Source organism: Stappia sp. (genome assembly GCF_048268045.1).
Taxonomy (GTDB): Bacteria; Pseudomonadota; Alphaproteobacteria; order Rhizobiales; family Stappiaceae; genus Stappia.
This window is the reverse complement of the sequence record NZ_JBLWWG010000016.1, coordinates 1-15672: the sequence shown is the minus strand read 5'-3', so window position 1 is coordinate 15672 and position 15672 is coordinate 1. Positions and strand designations below refer to the sequence as shown.

The window sequence follows — 15672 nt, the reverse complement described above, 5'->3', positions numbered from 1 at the left end:
GATTCCGCGCCTCACGACAAATCCAAGACCCTTTGTGACGCGGATAATAATCCTTTAATTTCAATACCTTAAATATAACTCGGCATAAACTTCGGAAGTGCCGCCGGGCACCGCTGCCGGGAGCCGTGTTTTGGCTGCTATAAAGGGGCGGCGATGAGTCGGAATGCGGAGGCCCCATGCTTGCCGAATACCTCGTGAATGCCTTCGCGACGCTGTTCGTGACCATTGATCCCGTGGGCCTCGCGCCGATGTTTCTTGCCGTCACCGCCGGCGCGACGCGGCAGACCCGGCGCGCCATCGCGCTGCGCGCCACGCTCATCGGCGGGGCGATCCTTTTCCTGTTCCTGGTGGCCGGAAAAAGCGTGCTCGGCGTGCTCGGCATCTCCCAGCCGGCCTTCCAGATCGCCGGTGGGCTGCTGCTGCTCATGATCGCCGTCGAGATGGTTTTCGAGAAGCGCAACCGGCGCAAGTCGGAGTCCGCCGAGAAGGCCGTGTCGCATCAGGAAGACCTGCATGACGTTGCCGTCTTCCCGCTCGCAATCCCGCTGATCGCCGGCCCGGCCGCCATCAGCGCCGTCATCCTCACCGCCTCGCAGGCACCGGACACGGTGTCGATGTTCGGCCTTGCCGGCGTCATCCTGGTGATCGTCGGTGCGTGCTTTGTGTCGTTCCTGCTGGCCGACCGCATCGAGCGGCTGCTGGGGGACACCGCCGCGATGGTCATCACGCGCCTGCTCGGCGTGCTGCTTGCCGCGCTTTCCGTCCAGTTCATCGTCGACGGCATTCGCGCGATCATCGCCATGGGCAGCGCCTAGCGCCCTCGCCCGCCCGCCTCAGCCAAGCTCGAGCGTCGTGACCCCGTAGGTGCGCGCCAGCGCGAGCGCCGGCGTCTGCCCCTTGTACATCCGCACGGTCTCGAACTCCGGCGAAAGCTCGTATTTCTCCGCCAGCGCCAGCGCATCGTCGTTGGGCTCTGGAACATCGAGATAGACGAACTGGCCCCGCACCTGTCCGGCAAGCGCGCGAAACAGCGCGTCGGCGATGTCCGGCGTGTCGGCGAAGAGCGGGCCGATCTTGAAGCCTTCCCGACACTGGCGGATCACGCCATAGCCCCTCAACTCTCCGTCCTCCATGAAGATGAAGCCCTGGCGCCCGTCGGCCATCGGCGAGCACCAGTTCTTCAGGAAGCGGTCGCGGCCGGCCGGCACGAAGGGCCGGTCATACGCGAGGACGGAGGCGAGGATGCCCTGGCCGAGCATCGAGATGCGTGGATCGAGCGGCGGCTCGGCCATGGCAAGTCCGCCGTGGCGGATGGTGCGATAGTCGCTGGCGAAGCCCGCCGAGCGATAGCTTTCCTCTTGCGCCGGCACACCGTCGAGGCCGACGGTACGCGCGCCCATATGCGCGATGGCATGATCCCAGATCGCCTTGCCGTAGCCCTTGCCGCGATGGTCGGGGTGGCAGATGTAGAAGCCGATGAAGCCATAGTCGTCGCTGTAGCGAACGGCGGAGATGCAGCAGACCGGCTCGCCCTGCAACTCGCCGACCAGGAAGCCTTCCGGATCGCTCGCCAGAAACGGCTTGAGGTCGTCGACGCCCGGGTTCCAGCCCTCGGCAGCGGCCCAGTCCAGGGCACGTTCCAGATCCACAGGCGTCATCTGGCGAATGGCAAGAGGCGTCGACATGGCAGGCTCCCGGACACGCATCGAAGGGCGTTCAAACACGCGCACAGTGATACGAAGCGCGGTGTGGGGCGTCAATCGCGCCGACCTTGCGAGGCCGAGGCCGCAAAGCGCGGTGCCGAAACGCGAACCGCGGCGGGCATCGGAGCGCCCGCCGCGGCAATCTTCCAGGAAACCTTACGCGCGTGAGCCCCGGCGCGGGGCCTGGCCTCAAAGGCTGGCGGGCGACAGCAACTGATAGCTGACCGGGTTGTCCGGGCAGGCTTCGAAGCCGCACTCCAGGAGCGTGCTGGCGCCATTGAGGGCGGCCATCAACACCACCGAGAGAACGGCGAGGCGGCCGAACAGGCCCGGCTTCGGCGTCAGCCCGCTCTCATCCGCGGTTTCGGGCGCGCGCAGCATCAGCATGGCCGCGCAGGCGGCGACCGCGAAGACGAAGACAACGAAGGCCCAGGTGTAGAAATGCAGCCCCATGAAGGGCGTGCCATAGCCCGCATCGCCGGGCTCGATGTGCAGGAGCACCTGACGCATGGCGAAGCCCGCACCGAGAAGGCCCGCCAGAATGGTGATGCCATAGTGGGAGGCACGCGGACCGCGCGCAATGTTCAGAACCGGTCCGATGGACAACAGCAGGAACCCCGCCCGCTGCAACAGGCAGAGCGGGCACGGCAGCTCGCCGTTCACGACCTGATCGAAGAAGGCAAAGAGAAGCACCGCCGAGATGGCGAAAAGGCCGAGGGCGTTGAGCGTGGTTTCGGTTGTCCTGGAGATCATGGTCGGCCTCAGAAGGAAAGGGGAAGCGCGTCGGTGGCGTGGTGCATGTAGACCAGCACGGCGACGACGAAGCTGACGCCGGCAAGCGGCATGATCAGCTTCCTGGGGCCATAGGCCGCGACGCAGAGCGTTACGAAGAGCAGAGTGAAGAGCGCGGTGAGAAACATGGAGACAGCTCCGGGAATCGGTCGTTTTGCGTTTCGCGAACCATAGCCGAGAGATGCGACGGAAAAAGCAAGATATGCCCTGTTGCCCGCTCCCGGTGTTCGGTTTGCCGTTCTCCGCGTTATAAGGGAGCGAACGCGCGATACTGGACACCCCCCGCACGGAGACGATTTCATGGCCGCATCCGGCTCGAAGAAGGTCATCTACGCCGCGCTTGCCGGCAACTCGCTCATCGCGATCACGAAATTCATTGCCGCCGCCTATACCGGTTCCTCCGCCATGCTGTCCGAGGGCATCCACTCCCTCGTCGACACGGGCAATCAGGGGCTCCTCCTGCATGGGTTGAAAAAGTCCCGGCAACCGGCTGACGAAAAACATCCTTTTGGATATGGCGTCGAGTTGTATTTCTGGGCCTTCGTGGTCGCCATCCTGATTTTCGCCGTTGGCTCGGGAATTTCGATCTACGAGGGCATACAGAAGATCATCGAACCGCACCCGATCTCCTCGCCGATCATTGCCTATGCCGTTCTGGGACTGGCGATCATCTTCGAGGCCGGCGCGTGGTGGGTCGCCTACAAGGAGTTCGACCAGGTGCGCGGCCAGCGCGGCCTCATCCAGGCGGTGCGCGAGAGCAAGGACCCGGCGATCTTCACCGTTCTTTTCGAGGACACGGCCGCCATGGCCGGCCTGGTGGTCGCGCTCGCCGGGTTGCTCGGCGTCGAATATCTCGGCCTTCCCTGGCTCGATGGCGCCGCATCCATCGGCATCGGCCTGATCCTTGCCGCGACCGCCTTCTTCCTGGCTCTGGAGACCAAAGGGCTCCTCGTCGGAGAAGGCGCGGATCCCGAGGTCGTCGAGACGATCCGGGCCGTGGTCGAGGCGACGCCGACCGTCTCGCGGCTCAACGAAATCCGCACCCTGCACCGCGGCCCGCGCGACGTGCTGCTGGCGCTGTCCATCGACTTCCAGGACAATCTCACCGTCGGCAATGTCGAAGAGGCGATCTACGCTCTGGAAGTGGCCGTGAAGGCCCGCTTCCCCATCGTGCGCCGGGTGTTCATCGAAGTGCAGGCGACCCGCCATCACGAGGAGATGGCCGCCGCCGACGCGATGCACGACAGGAGCTGAGGGGCGTCGCGCCCGCCAGACGCAGGTCGTCAAAAGCAAAAGGCCGCCAACGAGGGCGGCCTTTTTTTCGTTCTCTGTCCGACAGGATCAGAACGGAATTTCGTCGTCCATGTCGCCGGGGCCACCGAAGCCGCCGCCCGAGCCGCCGCCGCCGCCGGAGCGACCGCCGCCACCGCCACCACCGCTGCCGCCGCCGAAACCACCGGAAGACTGGCCGTAGCCGCCGTCGTCATAGCCGACGGACTGACCGCCGCCACCGCCGCCCATCGACTGGCCACCGCCACCGCCACCGGCCGCGCCACCGCCCTCGCCGCGCCCGTCGAGCATGGTCAGCGTCGAGTTGAAGCCCTGAAGCACGACCTCGGTCGAATAGCGGTCCTGGCCGGACTGGTCCTGCCACTTGCGGGTCTGGATCTGGCCTTCGATGTAGACCTTCGAGCCCTTGCGCAGATAATTCTCGGCAACCTTGGCCAGGCCCTCGTTGAAGATCACGACGCGGTGCCATTCGGTGCGCTCGCGGCGCTCGCCGGAACTGCGGTCGCGCCAGGTCTCGGAGGTGGCGATGCGCAGATTGACGACCGGACGGCCGTCCTGCATGCGCCGGACTTCCGGGTCGGCTCCCAGATTGCCCACCAGGATCACCTTGTTGACGCTTCCCGACATCCTCGTCTCCTTGTCCTGTCTCGTGGGGCCGGTGCCGCGCTCCAGCGCCGCACCCCGCCCGGCGCCGGCCGATCATCGCGGGCCTTGCGCCATATTCATATGGTGTTGTCGCGCGCGGCTTGCGTTGCCCCGCGGCGGCTGACTGTCTGTCCCGTGCGGTCGCGCCCGACACCCGTCGCGCCCTGCCGTCCTCGCGGCGCATCATAGGCGCGCCGAAGGGCCCGCGTCCCCGGCAAGGCCCGCAAAGCGGTGCTTTTCCACAAACGACGGCGCACGAGGCATGCGAACGCCGCCGCCCAAGCCAAACGGTTCCGTTTTTGTTCCACAATCACGAGCCCGACACAAGCCCGTGTCGCTCCCGCCGCCGCGCTCATCTGGCGGAATAATGCAGCCAACCCCGGGATTTTCATCAAGAGCCCCCCATATAGAGGCGGTGTTGCCGCAGGGGCGCGGTTGAAAACCATGCGAAGATGACTTGTGCAGCGGACAACGTTCCCGCTATGTTCACTCATCGGACTCGCAAGTTCGCGCGTATGAAGCGCGTTCGGCCCATGCCAATCGACGCAGGCCCATCCATGTCGTAGAACGGCCCTCCCGCCGCCTCTGCGGCCCGTTCATCGCTCTTTCCGGTCACGGGCAAGGCAGCCGTGCGTCCCTGCCTGCTGCCGTGCGCCGACATCGCCATCAGGGATTTGCATTCACATGCCAAAGTCGCGTTCGACCCCGGACATCGCCGCAGCCGATCGCCGCGTCATCAGCGTACGCGGCGCGCGCGAGCACAATCTCAAGAATATCGACATCGACCTGCCGCGCGACAAGCTGATCGTGATGACGGGCCTGTCGGGCTCGGGCAAGTCGTCGCTTGCCTTCGACACGATCTATGCCGAAGGCCAGCGCCGCTATGTCGAGAGCCTCTCGGCCTACGCGCGTCAGTTCCTTGAGATGATGCAGAAGCCGGATGTCGACCAGATCGACGGCCTGTCGCCGGCCATCTCCATCGAGCAGAAGACGACCTCGCGCAACCCGCGCTCGACGGTCGGCACGGTCACCGAGATCTACGACTACCTGCGCCTGCTGTTCGCCCGCATCGGCGTGCCCTACTCCCCGGCGACGGGCCTGCCGATCGAAAGCCAGACCGTGAGCCAGATGGTCGACCGGGTCCTGGCGCTGGAGGAAGGCACGCGGCTTTACCTGCTCGCGCCCGTCGTGCGCGGGCGCAAGGGTGAATACCGCAAGGAACTCGCCGAGCTGATGAAAAAGGGCTTTCAGCGGGTCAAGATCGACGGCCTCTTCCACGAGATCGCCGACGCGCCGGCGCTCGACAAGAAGCTGAAGCACGACATCGACGTGGTCGTCGACCGCATCGTGGTGCGCGAGGACATCGCCGGGCGGCTGGCGGATTCGATCGAGACCGCGCTCGGGCTCGCCGACGGGCTCGCCATCGCCGAGTTCGCCGACAAGCCACTGCCGCCGGCGGCCGAGGACGCGGTGCTGCAGAACCGCAACGAGACCCACGAACGGATGCTGTTTTCCGAGAAATTCGCCTGTCCGGTGTCCGGTTTCACCATCTCGGAGATCGAGCCGCGACTGTTTTCGTTCAACAATCCCTTCGGCGCCTGCCCCTCGTGCGACGGTCTCGGCACGACGCTGGCCTTCGAGCCGGATCTCGTCGTGCCGGATCACTCGCTCACCCTGCGCGAGGGCGCGGTGCTGCCCTGGGCCAAGACCGGCTCGACCTCGCCCTATTACGCCCAGACGCTGGAGGCCATCTGCCGCCACTTCTCCGTGCCGATGGCGACCGCCTGGTCGGACCTTCCCGAGGAGATGAAGGACACCATCCTCTTCGGCTCCGGCCGGAACAAGATCGACTTCGTCTATGACGATGGCGTGCGCAGCTACAGCACCGCCAAGACCTTCGAGGGCGTGGTCAACAACATCGAACGGCGCTGGCGCGAGACGGATTCGGACTGGGTGCGCGACGAGCTCTCGCGCTACCAGTCGGACCGCCCCTGCCCGGCCTGTGGCGGCCACCGGCTGAAGCCGGAGGCGCTTGCCGTGAAAATCTCCGGCCTGCACATCGGCGAAATCTCGAAGATGTCGATCCGCGAGGCCGGAGACTGGTTCGAGGAGCTTCCCGGCGCCCTCACCGACAAGCAGTCGGAGATTGCGCTGCGGATCCTCAAGGAGATCCGCGAGCGGCTGAAGTTCCTCAACGACGTGGGCCTGGAATATCTCTCCATGTCGCGCAACTCGGGCACGCTCTCGGGCGGCGAAAGCCAGCGCATCCGCCTCGCCTCGCAGATCGGATCGGGGCTCACGGGCGTTCTCTACGTGCTTGACGAACCGTCCATCGGCCTGCACCAGCGCGACAACGCGCGCCTGCTCGACACGCTCAAGCACCTGCGCGACCTCGGCAACACGGTGATCGTCGTCGAGCACGACGAGGACGCGGTTCTGAATGCCGACTATGTGGTCGACATCGGCCCGGGCGCCGGCATTCACGGCGGCGAGGTCGTCTCGAAGGGCACGCCGGAGGAGATCCTCGCCGATCCGAAGTCGCTGACGGGACAGTATCTTTCGGGCGCGATGACGATCCCCTTGCCGCCCGAGCGCAGGCCCTTCGTCAAGGGCCGGAAGCTGCGGGTTTCCGGCGCGCGCGGCAACAACCTGAAGAACGTGACGGCTGATGTGCCGCTCGGCACCTTCACCTGCATCACCGGCGTTTCCGGTGGCGGCAAGTCGACCTTCCTGATCGACACGCTTTACAAGGCGGCTGCCCGCCGGCTCAACGGCAGCCGCGAGACCCCAGCCCCTCACGATCACATCGACGGGCTGGAGCATCTCGACAAGGTCATCGACATCGACCAGTCTCCGATCGGCCGCACACCGCGCTCCAACCCGGCAACCTACACCGGCGCCTTCACGCCGATCCGAGAGTGGTTCGCCGGGCTTCCCGAGGCAAAGACGCGCGGCTACCAACCGGGGCGTTTCTCCTTCAACGTCAAGGGCGGGCGCTGCGAGGCGTGCCAGGGCGACGGCGTCATCAAGATCGAGATGCACTTCCTGCCGGATGTCTACGTCACCTGCGACGTCTGCAAGGGCAAGCGCTACAACCGCGAGACGCTTGAGGTCGAGTTCAAGGGCAAGTCGATCGCCGATGTGCTCGACATGACCGTCGAGGAGGGCGCCCGCTTCTTCCAGGCGGTGCCGGCGGTGCGCGACAAGATGGAGACGCTGGTGCGTGTCGGCCTTGGCTACGTCAAGGTCGGCCAGCAGGCCACCACCCTGTCCGGCGGCGAGGCGCAGCGCGTCAAGCTCGCCAAGGAGCTGTCAAAACGCGCCACCGGTCGCACGCTCTACATCCTCGACGAGCCGACCACCGGCCTGCACTTCCACGATGTCGCCAAGCTTCTGGAAGTGCTGCACGAATTGGTCGACCAGGGCAACACGGTGCTGGTCATCGAGCACAATCTCGAGGTCATCAAGACCGCCGACTGGATTCTCGACCTCGGCCCCGAAGGCGGTGATGGCGGCGGCACCGTCGTCGCGGAGGGGCCGCCGGAGAGGATCGCCGAGGTCGCCGGAAGCTATACCGGCCAGTTCCTCAAGGAGGTGCTGGAGCGCCGTCCGCTGCGCCGCAGCGCCACCGCCGCCGAATAACGGAACAGCACAGGCAACACGCCGCCAGGGCGCCTCCGCCCCGGCGGCGTGTTGCGGCTTTCGCAGAGCGTTTTCCGCATCCGAGTCGGGAAAGATGCTGCAGTGCACGCCGCGCACTCCCCGGCCCGGTCCGGCGGGGGGCCGCCGAAGGCCGCGACAGGTGCCCGAAGCCTCTGCCCGACCGCCACCCCACCAGACCGAGTCCAGCCCCTCGCCCTGGCTGGAACACCCACAAAAACAAATCACTAGGCGGGTTTCCCGAGGATTTATGGTGCGTTGCCGCATCAATCCTTGTTGCAATGCACAATCCGCATGGCTGATGTGCAGAAATCGCTCTTTTTTTCACGAACCGAAAAAACTATCTCTTGGTCATCGAATTGAGGCGCCGCACCGGACTGAACCGGACACGCGCCAGACGCTGTGAGAGACGACAATGTTTGACACCCTGACCCGCAAGTACCGCAACTGGAAGACGTACCAGACCACGGTGTCCGAGCTTTCCCGTCTTTCCACCCGTGAGCTCGACGATCTCGGCATCGCACGCGGCGACATTCACTTCATCGCCCGTCGCGCCAGCCGATAAACGATCACGACTAAGGAGATAGACCTCCTCCCCTATCTCCTTTCGTGTCCCGGAAGGGCATCCTCCTCCCAGCCCTTTCCGGAAATTGCGTCGCCCGCCGGTTCTCCTCCCTCCGGCGGGCGATCGCATTTTTTAAAGCCCCCCGATGCCGTGTCCGTGTCTGACGCGGGAGGCCACCCGCCTCCCCGGCCAATGGTGTTTCAGGGGTCGTTCGCCCTGCGGTAAGCGCAGGTCGGACATGCCGCTTTCGCGCGTTACAAACGCCGCGAATGCTCCCATATGACAACCAACGAAACGCAGTGCAGCGCAGCAATCGCCGCGCCGGCCCGTTTCGCTCCTTTTCCAACGACAAGGGCTCAGGCCCAGAACAAAAGTGATGGAGACGCTCCAATGATCAACAACATCGTTCGCAAGTACCAGTCCTGGCAGAAGTATCGTCGCACGTATGACGAGCTGTCCCGCCTTTCCAACCGCGAGCTCGCCGATCTCGGCATCGGCCGCGGCGACATTCAGTTCATCGCCCGCACCCACACCCGCTAAAGCGGCGACGAGCCGACCAGAACAACCTGGTCGGGGGACGAAAGTCCCGATGCGGCGGACCTGATAAAAAAAGCGCCAACCGGTTGACCGGCTGGCGCTTTTTTCGTTTACGCAGGGAATTCCGGGCTTTATCGCGCCCACCTGCGGCATTGCACCGCACCTAGTCGTGCTGCATTGCACCAAAAGCGGGGCAGCTATGCGATAGATGCACTGGCATCTTTGCCAAGACTCCCCCATATCAGGGTCAACGAGACGGGCACTCCTCCTCCCAGCCCGCCGCGTTACCGGTCAGCTTACCTCCTCCCAGGCTGACCACCTATAATGAACGCCCACCGGACCTCCTCCCCCGGTGGGCGTTTGTTTTTCTGCCCCCCCATTTCCGAACAGTCTTCCGATCACCAGCCACAGCGCATGCCGCGCGCGGCTGTCCGCGCGTGCATTTCCGGCAACTCCGGATGCAGGTTTTCGAAAAACTGTCGGGAAAGGACGCGGAATTGTCGCAGACGCGGACCGGCACGGGCGATGGCCGCGCGGTCGGACTATTCGTCCCGCCGGGGCGCGGTCATGTCCAGATATGCCCGCTCCATGTCGGCGCTGCGGCGGGCGACGGTGGCGTTCGCCTCAAAGCTGCGCTCGGCCGACAGCATGTCGATCATGGCGCTGGCCATGTCGGGCGAGAACTGCACGCCGGGAGGCCCTCCGGCGAGGGGAGCGGCTCCGCCCGCGGGCGGGGATTGCGGCGCACCCGAGGGCGCGGAGGACACGGCATTGCCGGCCTCGGCGCCGCTGGCGACGATCTGCCGGGCGGACGATTCGAACCGTTTCTGAGCGCCGAGCATACCGGCAAGGGACGTGGTCAGGGCGGACATGGGCAAATGCTAGGCTCCCCGGCTTAACGAAACCTCTCCCGGACGCAGCGGATTCGAACGGTTCGGCGTTTCCCGGCGCGCAAACCGGCAGGCGCGGGCTGACAGCAAGGCGCACCGGGCCCATAGTCGACATCAGGACCGCATCCCATATGAGGTTGGGCGCGCCGCCTTCCGGGGCCGCCCGCCGACCGCAATCAAGCCTTGAGAGACCCTTCATGAGCGATACCGCCACGGACAACCCGCTTCTGCGCGACTGGAACGGCCCCTTCGGCCTGCCGCCCTTCGCGGAGATCGAGACCTGGCACTACGAGCCGGCCTTCGAGGCGGCGCTCGCCACCGCGCGTGCCGAGGTCGACGCCATCGCCGCGAACCCCGAGCCCGCGACCTTCGACAACACCATCGCTGCGATGGAGCTTGCCGGTCGCGACCTGACCCGCGTCGCCTCGGTGTTCTTCAATCTCGCCGGCAGCCACACCTCGGCCGACCTGCAGCGCATCGAGCGCGACATCGCACCGAAACTCGCGCGCCATTCCAGCCAGACCCTGCTCAACCAGGACCTCTATGCCCGTGTCGCCGCGCTCTGGGAGGTCCGCGCGACATCCGGCCTCGACGCCGAGGCGGCCCGTGTGCTCGAGCGCTACCATCTTATGTTCACCCGGGCGGGCGCCGCCCTCGACGAGGCGGGCCGCACCCGCATGGCCGAGATCACCCAGGAACTCGCCGTTCTGGGCACCCGCTTCTCGCAGAACGTGCTGGCCGACGAGGCCGGCTTCCAGCTTCTGCTTGAGACGGAGGAGGACCTCGCCGGCCTTCCCTCCTTCCTGCGCCAGGCGGCGGCGGAGGCGGCAAGCGAGCGTGGCCATGCGGGCAAGCATGTGATCACGCTGTCGCGCTCGCTGATCGAGCCCTTCCTGCAGTTCTCGACCCGCCGCGACCTGCGCGAGATCGCCTTCAACGGCTGGATCCGGCGCGGCGAGAACGCTGGCGACACGGACAACCGCGAGGTGATCGCCGAGATCCTGCGGCTGCGGCGCGAGCGCGCCGAGTTGCTCGGCTTCGCGGATTTCGCCAGCTACAAGCTCGACGACACGATGGCCGGAACGCCGGAGGCCGTGCGCGACCTGCTGACGACCGTGTGGACGCCGGCCGTCGCCCAGGCCAAGCGCGAGGCAGCCGCGCTCCAGGCACTGGCCGCCGAGATCGGCGACAACGTGACGATCGCCCCCTGGGACTGGCGCTTCTACGCCGAGAAGCTGCGCCTGCGCGACCATGCGCTCGACGAGGCGGAGCTGAAGCCCTATTTCCAGCTCGAACGCATCATCGAGGCGGCCTTCGACACCGCGCAGCGGCTCTTCGGACTGAATTTTCGCCAGGTCGAGGGGCTCGGCCTCTACCATCCGGATGTGCGCGCCTTCGAGGTGACGGACGCCGACGGCGCGCATGTCGGCCTCTTTCTCGGCGACTATTTCAACCGCTCGACCAAGCGCAGTGGCGCCTGGATGAGCGCTTTTCGCCGTCAGCAGAAGCTCGGTGGCGACATCCGCCCGATCATTGTCAACGTGATGAACTTCGCCAAGGCGCCGAAGGGCGAGCCGACGCTGCTCACCTTCGACGACGCGCGCACGCTGTTCCACGAGTTCGGCCACGCGCTGCACGGGCTTCTGTCGGACGTGACCTATCCGATGATCTCCGGCACCTCGGTCTCGCGCGACTTCGTCGAACTCCCCTCCCAGCTCTACGAGCACTGGCTGTCGGAGCCGGAGGTGCTGTCGCGCTTCGCCGTCCACGTGGAAACGGGCAAGCCGATGCCGGCCGAGCTGATGGAGCGGGTCCTGGCGGCGCGCAACTTCAACCAGGGCTTCTCGACGGTCGAATATCTGGCCTCGGCCATTTTCGATCTCGACGTGCACAGCCGCAAGGGCGCGGAAAGGGTCGAGGTGGCGGAGCTGGAGACGCAGACGCTGTCGCGGCTCGGCATGCCGGACGAAATCGTCATGCGCCATCGGCCGACCCACTTCGCCCATGTGTTCTCGGGCGACGGCTACTCGGCCGGCTACTACAGCTACATGTGGTCGGAGGTGATGGACGCGGATGCCTTCACCGCCTTCGAGGAGACGGGCGACATCTTCAACGCGGATCTGGCGCGTCGGCTGCGCGAGGCGATCTATTCGGCCGGCGGCCGGCAGGATCCCAAGGACGCCTATGTGGCGTTTCGCGGCGCGCTGCCGGATGCAAGCGCGCTGCTGAGGAAACGCGGCTTCGTGTGAGGCACGGCGGTTCGCCGCGCTCAGGGGACGCGAAAAAGCAGGGGACGCGAAAAAGCGGCGGCGCGGAACATCCGCGCCGCCGGCCCAAATCAGATGAACTCGACCTTGCCGGTGGCGATGTCATAGAGCGCGCCGACAACCTTGACCTTGCCGGCCGCAACCGCCTCGGACACGATGGGCGTCGCCGCCTTCAGCTTCTCTACGTTGTAGAGCACGTTCTGGCGGGTCGCAGCGTCGAGCGGATTGGCGGGCTTTTCGGCAAGCGCCTTCTCGACGCCCGGCTTCAGCGCGTCGACCAGTTCCGGCAGATGCCCCGGCAGCTCGGTGCCATTCTCAACGACGTCGATCGTGGCAGCAACGGCGCCGCAGTTGCTGTGACCGAGCACGACGAGCAGCGGAATGCCAAGCACGGCGACGCCATACTCGATGCTCGCCAGGCCGCTCACGTCGACGAAATTGCCGGCAACCCGCATGACGAAGAGCTCGCCCGGTCCCTGGTCGAAGACCAGCTCGGGGCCGACGCGCGAATCGGCGCAGGACAGCAGGCCAGCGAAGGGATACTGAGCGCCGGCGCGCGCGGCGCGGCCGACCGAGAAATCAGCGTTTCGCGGCGCGCTCGTGACATAGCGGCCGTTGCCCTCGACAAGCCGCTGCAGCGCCTCATCGGGGGAAATGTCATTCGGAGCCGGCGCCGTTTCCTGTGCCGCGGCTGCGCCGGGCAACATGAAGCCACCGACGAAGGCGGTGGAGGCGGCGGCGGCGCCGAGACCGAACAGGCCGCGACGCGACAGGTTGAGCTGATGATCGTCACACATTCCTGGTTCTCACTTCTCAAGCGACCGTCGACCGGGGCCAACGACGCGACAAACACACTCGCGGCTTCGGGAAAGCGAAAGCACGCACTCGGGACGGAAAATCTACGTCCCACAGCACATGCGCTATCCGTTTTCCGCAATCGCCAAGGAGAAAATAACACCGAACCGAGGATTCGAACGAAAAAACAGGTCTTGCCTCAACGGTAAGCGGCGGACTGGTAAATGAAAAACCTCAACAATGTCAAAATGCAAGGCCTGACCCGGCACGCAAGACTATCTCGGGCGCGTTGCACCCCACCGATTGTGCCCCGGCCTCACGCCTCTGCCAGATGGCCCTCGACATAGGGCGCGAAGCTGCGCCAGCATTCCAGAGCGAAGCTTTTCTCCGTGCAGCGCCAGAGCACGATCTCGGCCTTTGTGAAGAGCGTGCGCGACACCGTCCCGGGCGGGAAGGCCTCCGGCGAAAGATCCAGGAAAACATGGGAATTGAGGAGCTCGACCGCCCCTTCGCCCTCGATCAGCAGCGCGACGTTGCGCTCCGAAACATCCACCAGAGAATGGGGCGTGCCGTCGAGTGCCGTGGCGCTCTCGGCGGCAAGCGCCCGCGCCAGTGCGTCGACCGCCCCGGGCTCGGGCTCGGCCGGTCGGGCAAGGAGAAGCCATTCATCCGGCCCCTGCCAGAGCGCGGCGCGCGCGCCGACGACATTGCTACCGAGCGGGTGCATCGGCAGCGACGCGCCAAAGGCGGCTCCCGCCTTACCGACGGCGGCGGCCCCGCCGCGAAAGACGAACCGCACCAGCGGCGCGGCGCGCGAGACGGTGACCGAGGCGCCCGAGAGCGTCTGCCGCCCGATCAGCGGCGCGCCGGGAACGGCTTCGTGAAACATCGCGTCAGGCATTGAGCCGGCCTCCTTGCGGGTCGACGAAGACGGGAGACACCACCTCGACGGCGATCGCGCCGCCGGGCATCGGCACATGCAACGTCTCGCCCAGACGTGCACGGCCATCGGCAACCATGGCAAGGGCGATGGGCCCTCCGGCGGCGTGGGAATGGTAGGACGACGTCACATGGCCGAGCGCCGGCGTTCCGGTGGCCGGCGCGGCTTCCTGCGTCACCTGCGCCCCCTCCTCCAGCAGCGCGCGACCGCCCTTTGTCAGCAGCCCCACCATCTGCTTGCGCCCTTCGGCAAGGATATCGGGGCGGGCAAGAGAGCGCTTGCCGACGAAATCGGGCTTCTTGCGACCGATGGCCCAGGACATGCCGACATCGTCCGGCGTCACGGTGCCGTCGGTCTCCTGGCCGACAATGATGTAGCCCTTCTCGGCGCGCAGGACGTGCATCGCCTCCGTGCCATAGGCGCAACCGCCGAGCTTCTCGACATTGGCGAAGACCGCCAGCCAGACCGCCCGGGCCCGCGAGGGGGGCACGTTGATCTCGAAGCCCATTTCGCCGGTGAAGCTCATGCGGAACAGCCGGCAGGGAATGCCGCCCATGACGTGGCCCTCGCGCACCGACATGTGCGGCATGGCCTCGCTCGACAGGTCGATGTCGTCGACAAGCGGGGCAATGGCCTCGCGCGCCTTCGGCCCCTGCACGGCGATCACCGCCCATTGCTCGCTTGTCGAGGTCAGCCAGACATCGAGATCCGGCCATTCGGTCTGGAGGTAGTCTTCCATGTGGGCGAGCACGCGCGGCGCGCCGCCCGTCGTCGTCGTGACGTGGAACCGGTCCGGCGCGATGCGGCCGACGACGCCGTCGTCCATGATGAAGCCGGCCTCGTTGAGCATCAGCCCGTAGCGCAGCCGGCCGACGCCGAGCTTCTTCCAGGGATTGGTGTAGATGCGCTCGAGGAACTCGGCAGCATCCGCCCCGACCACCTCGATCTTGCCGAGTGTCGTGGCATCGAAGATGCCGACGCTCTCGCGCACCGTGCGGCACTCGCGCAGGACCGCCTGGTGCATGTCCTCGCCCGCCTTGGGGAAATACCAGGCGCGCTTCCACAGCGACACGTCCTCGAAGGCCGCGCCCTGTTCCTGCGCCCAGTCATGGATCGGCGTCCTGCGCACCGGATCGAAGAGATCACCGCGCGAGGTCGTCGCCAGCGTGCCGAAGGTGACCGGCGTGTAAGGTTGGCGGAAGGTGGTGAGACCGACCGTGGGAAGCGCCTGCCCGAGCGCCGTCGAGGCGATGGCGAGCGCGTTCATGTTGGACAGTCGCCCCTGGTCGGTGGCCATGCCCGTCGTCGTGTAGCGCTTGATGTGCTCGATGGAGTGCATGCCCTCGCGCACGGCAAGCTTCACGTCCTTGGCCGTGACGTCATTCTGGAAGTCGACGAAGGCGCGCACCCGCGCCGCGTCGCGGTCGTGCGGCACGGCGCCGAGCCACCAGCCGGCGCAGGCCGGCGCGCCGGTTGCCGTGAACACCGGCGCCTCCGTCGCCACGCCGGGGGGCGACGGCGCCGGGGGCGCCGGGGCGGGCGCGGGCGGGGGGGGGCACCGGGGTGAGCGCGCCCGGGGCGGGGGCAC

The 15672-nt window shown here is 66.3% G+C and carries 14 protein-coding genes; 6 read left to right on the top strand and 8 right to left on the bottom strand.

Annotated features, from left to right (window positions below; translation table 11 throughout):
- Positions 1-176: 176 nt before the first annotated feature.
- Positions 177-815, top strand: coding sequence for a MarC family protein (locus ACN0WF_RS18620; RefSeq protein WP_417774265.1), 639 nt, complete (start codon positions 177-179; stop codon positions 813-815).
- A gap of 18 nt (positions 816-833) precedes the next feature.
- Here ACN0WF_RS18620 and ACN0WF_RS18615 read toward each other — a convergent pair whose 3' ends face one another.
- The 3 genes from ACN0WF_RS18615 to ACN0WF_RS18605 all read right to left on the bottom strand — a co-directional run bounded on the left by ACN0WF_RS18615 (position 834) and on the right by ACN0WF_RS18605 (position 2623).
- Complete coding sequence (locus tag ACN0WF_RS18615; RefSeq protein ID WP_417774264.1) at positions 834-1685, bottom strand: GNAT family N-acetyltransferase; 852 nt, start codon at positions 1683-1685, stop codon at positions 834-836.
- Positions 1686-1892: 207 nt separating this feature from the next.
- Positions 1893-2456, bottom strand: coding sequence for a disulfide bond formation protein B (locus tag ACN0WF_RS18610; protein WP_417774263.1), 564 nt, complete (start codon positions 2454-2456; stop codon positions 1893-1895).
- A gap of 8 nt (positions 2457-2464) precedes the next feature.
- Positions 2465-2623: a DUF5993 family protein gene (locus ACN0WF_RS18605; RefSeq protein WP_417774262.1), complete on the bottom strand. Its 159-nt coding sequence runs from the start codon at positions 2621-2623 to the stop codon at positions 2465-2467.
- 172 nt (positions 2624-2795) lie between these two features.
- Here ACN0WF_RS18605 and ACN0WF_RS18600 point away from each other — a divergent pair, with 172 nt between their 5' ends.
- Positions 2796-3749, top strand: a complete 954-nt coding sequence (locus ACN0WF_RS18600; RefSeq protein WP_417774261.1) for a cation diffusion facilitator family transporter — start codon at positions 2796-2798, stop codon at positions 3747-3749.
- An 87-nt stretch (positions 3750-3836) separates the two neighbouring features.
- Here ACN0WF_RS18600 and ssb read toward each other — a convergent pair whose 3' ends face one another.
- On the bottom strand, positions 3837-4412 hold the full coding sequence (gene ssb / locus ACN0WF_RS18595) for a single-stranded DNA-binding protein (RefSeq protein ID WP_417774260.1): 576 nt from the start codon (positions 4410-4412) through the stop codon (positions 3837-3839).
- A gap of 702 nt (positions 4413-5114) precedes the next feature.
- On the opposite strand from ssb, the gene uvrA reads away from it, so the two are divergent.
- The 3 genes from uvrA (at position 5115) to ACN0WF_RS18580 (ending at position 9195) form a co-directional block, all read left to right on the top strand.
- A complete protein-coding gene (uvrA, locus tag ACN0WF_RS18590) occupies positions 5115-8072 on the top strand; it encodes an excinuclease ABC subunit UvrA (protein WP_417774259.1) in 2958 nt (985 codons plus the stop codon).
- A 433-nt stretch (positions 8073-8505) separates the two neighbouring features.
- On the top strand, positions 8506-8655 hold the full coding sequence (locus ACN0WF_RS18585) for a DUF1127 domain-containing protein (RefSeq protein WP_417774258.1): 150 nt from the start codon (positions 8506-8508) through the stop codon (positions 8653-8655).
- Between the two features lie 390 nt (positions 8656-9045).
- Positions 9046-9195, top strand: coding sequence for a DUF1127 domain-containing protein (locus ACN0WF_RS18580; RefSeq protein WP_417774257.1), 150 nt, complete (start codon positions 9046-9048; stop codon positions 9193-9195).
- A gap of 539 nt (positions 9196-9734) precedes the next feature.
- Here ACN0WF_RS18580 and ACN0WF_RS18575 read toward each other — a convergent pair.
- Complete coding sequence (locus tag ACN0WF_RS18575) at positions 9735-10064, bottom strand: hypothetical protein (protein ID WP_417774256.1); 330 nt, start codon at positions 10062-10064, stop codon at positions 9735-9737.
- A 215-nt stretch (positions 10065-10279) separates the two neighbouring features.
- On the opposite strand from ACN0WF_RS18575, the gene ACN0WF_RS18570 reads away from it, so the two are divergent.
- Positions 10280-12331: a M3 family metallopeptidase gene (locus tag ACN0WF_RS18570; RefSeq protein WP_417774255.1), complete on the top strand. Its 2052-nt coding sequence runs from the start codon at positions 10280-10282 to the stop codon at positions 12329-12331.
- Positions 12332-12420: 89 nt separating this feature from the next.
- Here the strand turns inward: ACN0WF_RS18570 and ACN0WF_RS18565 are convergent, their stop codons facing one another.
- The 3 genes from ACN0WF_RS18565 to ACN0WF_RS18555 form a co-directional block, all read right to left on the bottom strand.
- Positions 12421-13146, bottom strand: a complete 726-nt coding sequence (locus ACN0WF_RS18565; protein WP_417774254.1) for a carbonic anhydrase — start codon at positions 13144-13146, stop codon at positions 12421-12423.
- 314 nt (positions 13147-13460) lie between these two features.
- On the bottom strand, positions 13461-14045 hold the full coding sequence (locus ACN0WF_RS18560) for a sarcosine oxidase subunit gamma (RefSeq protein WP_417774253.1): 585 nt from the start codon (positions 14043-14045) through the stop codon (positions 13461-13463).
- Positions 14038-15672: glycine cleavage T C-terminal barrel domain-containing protein (locus ACN0WF_RS18555; protein ID WP_417774252.1), on the bottom strand; the 1635-nt coding region annotated here is incomplete at its 5' end. The genes ACN0WF_RS18560 and ACN0WF_RS18555, both read right to left, overlap by 8 nt.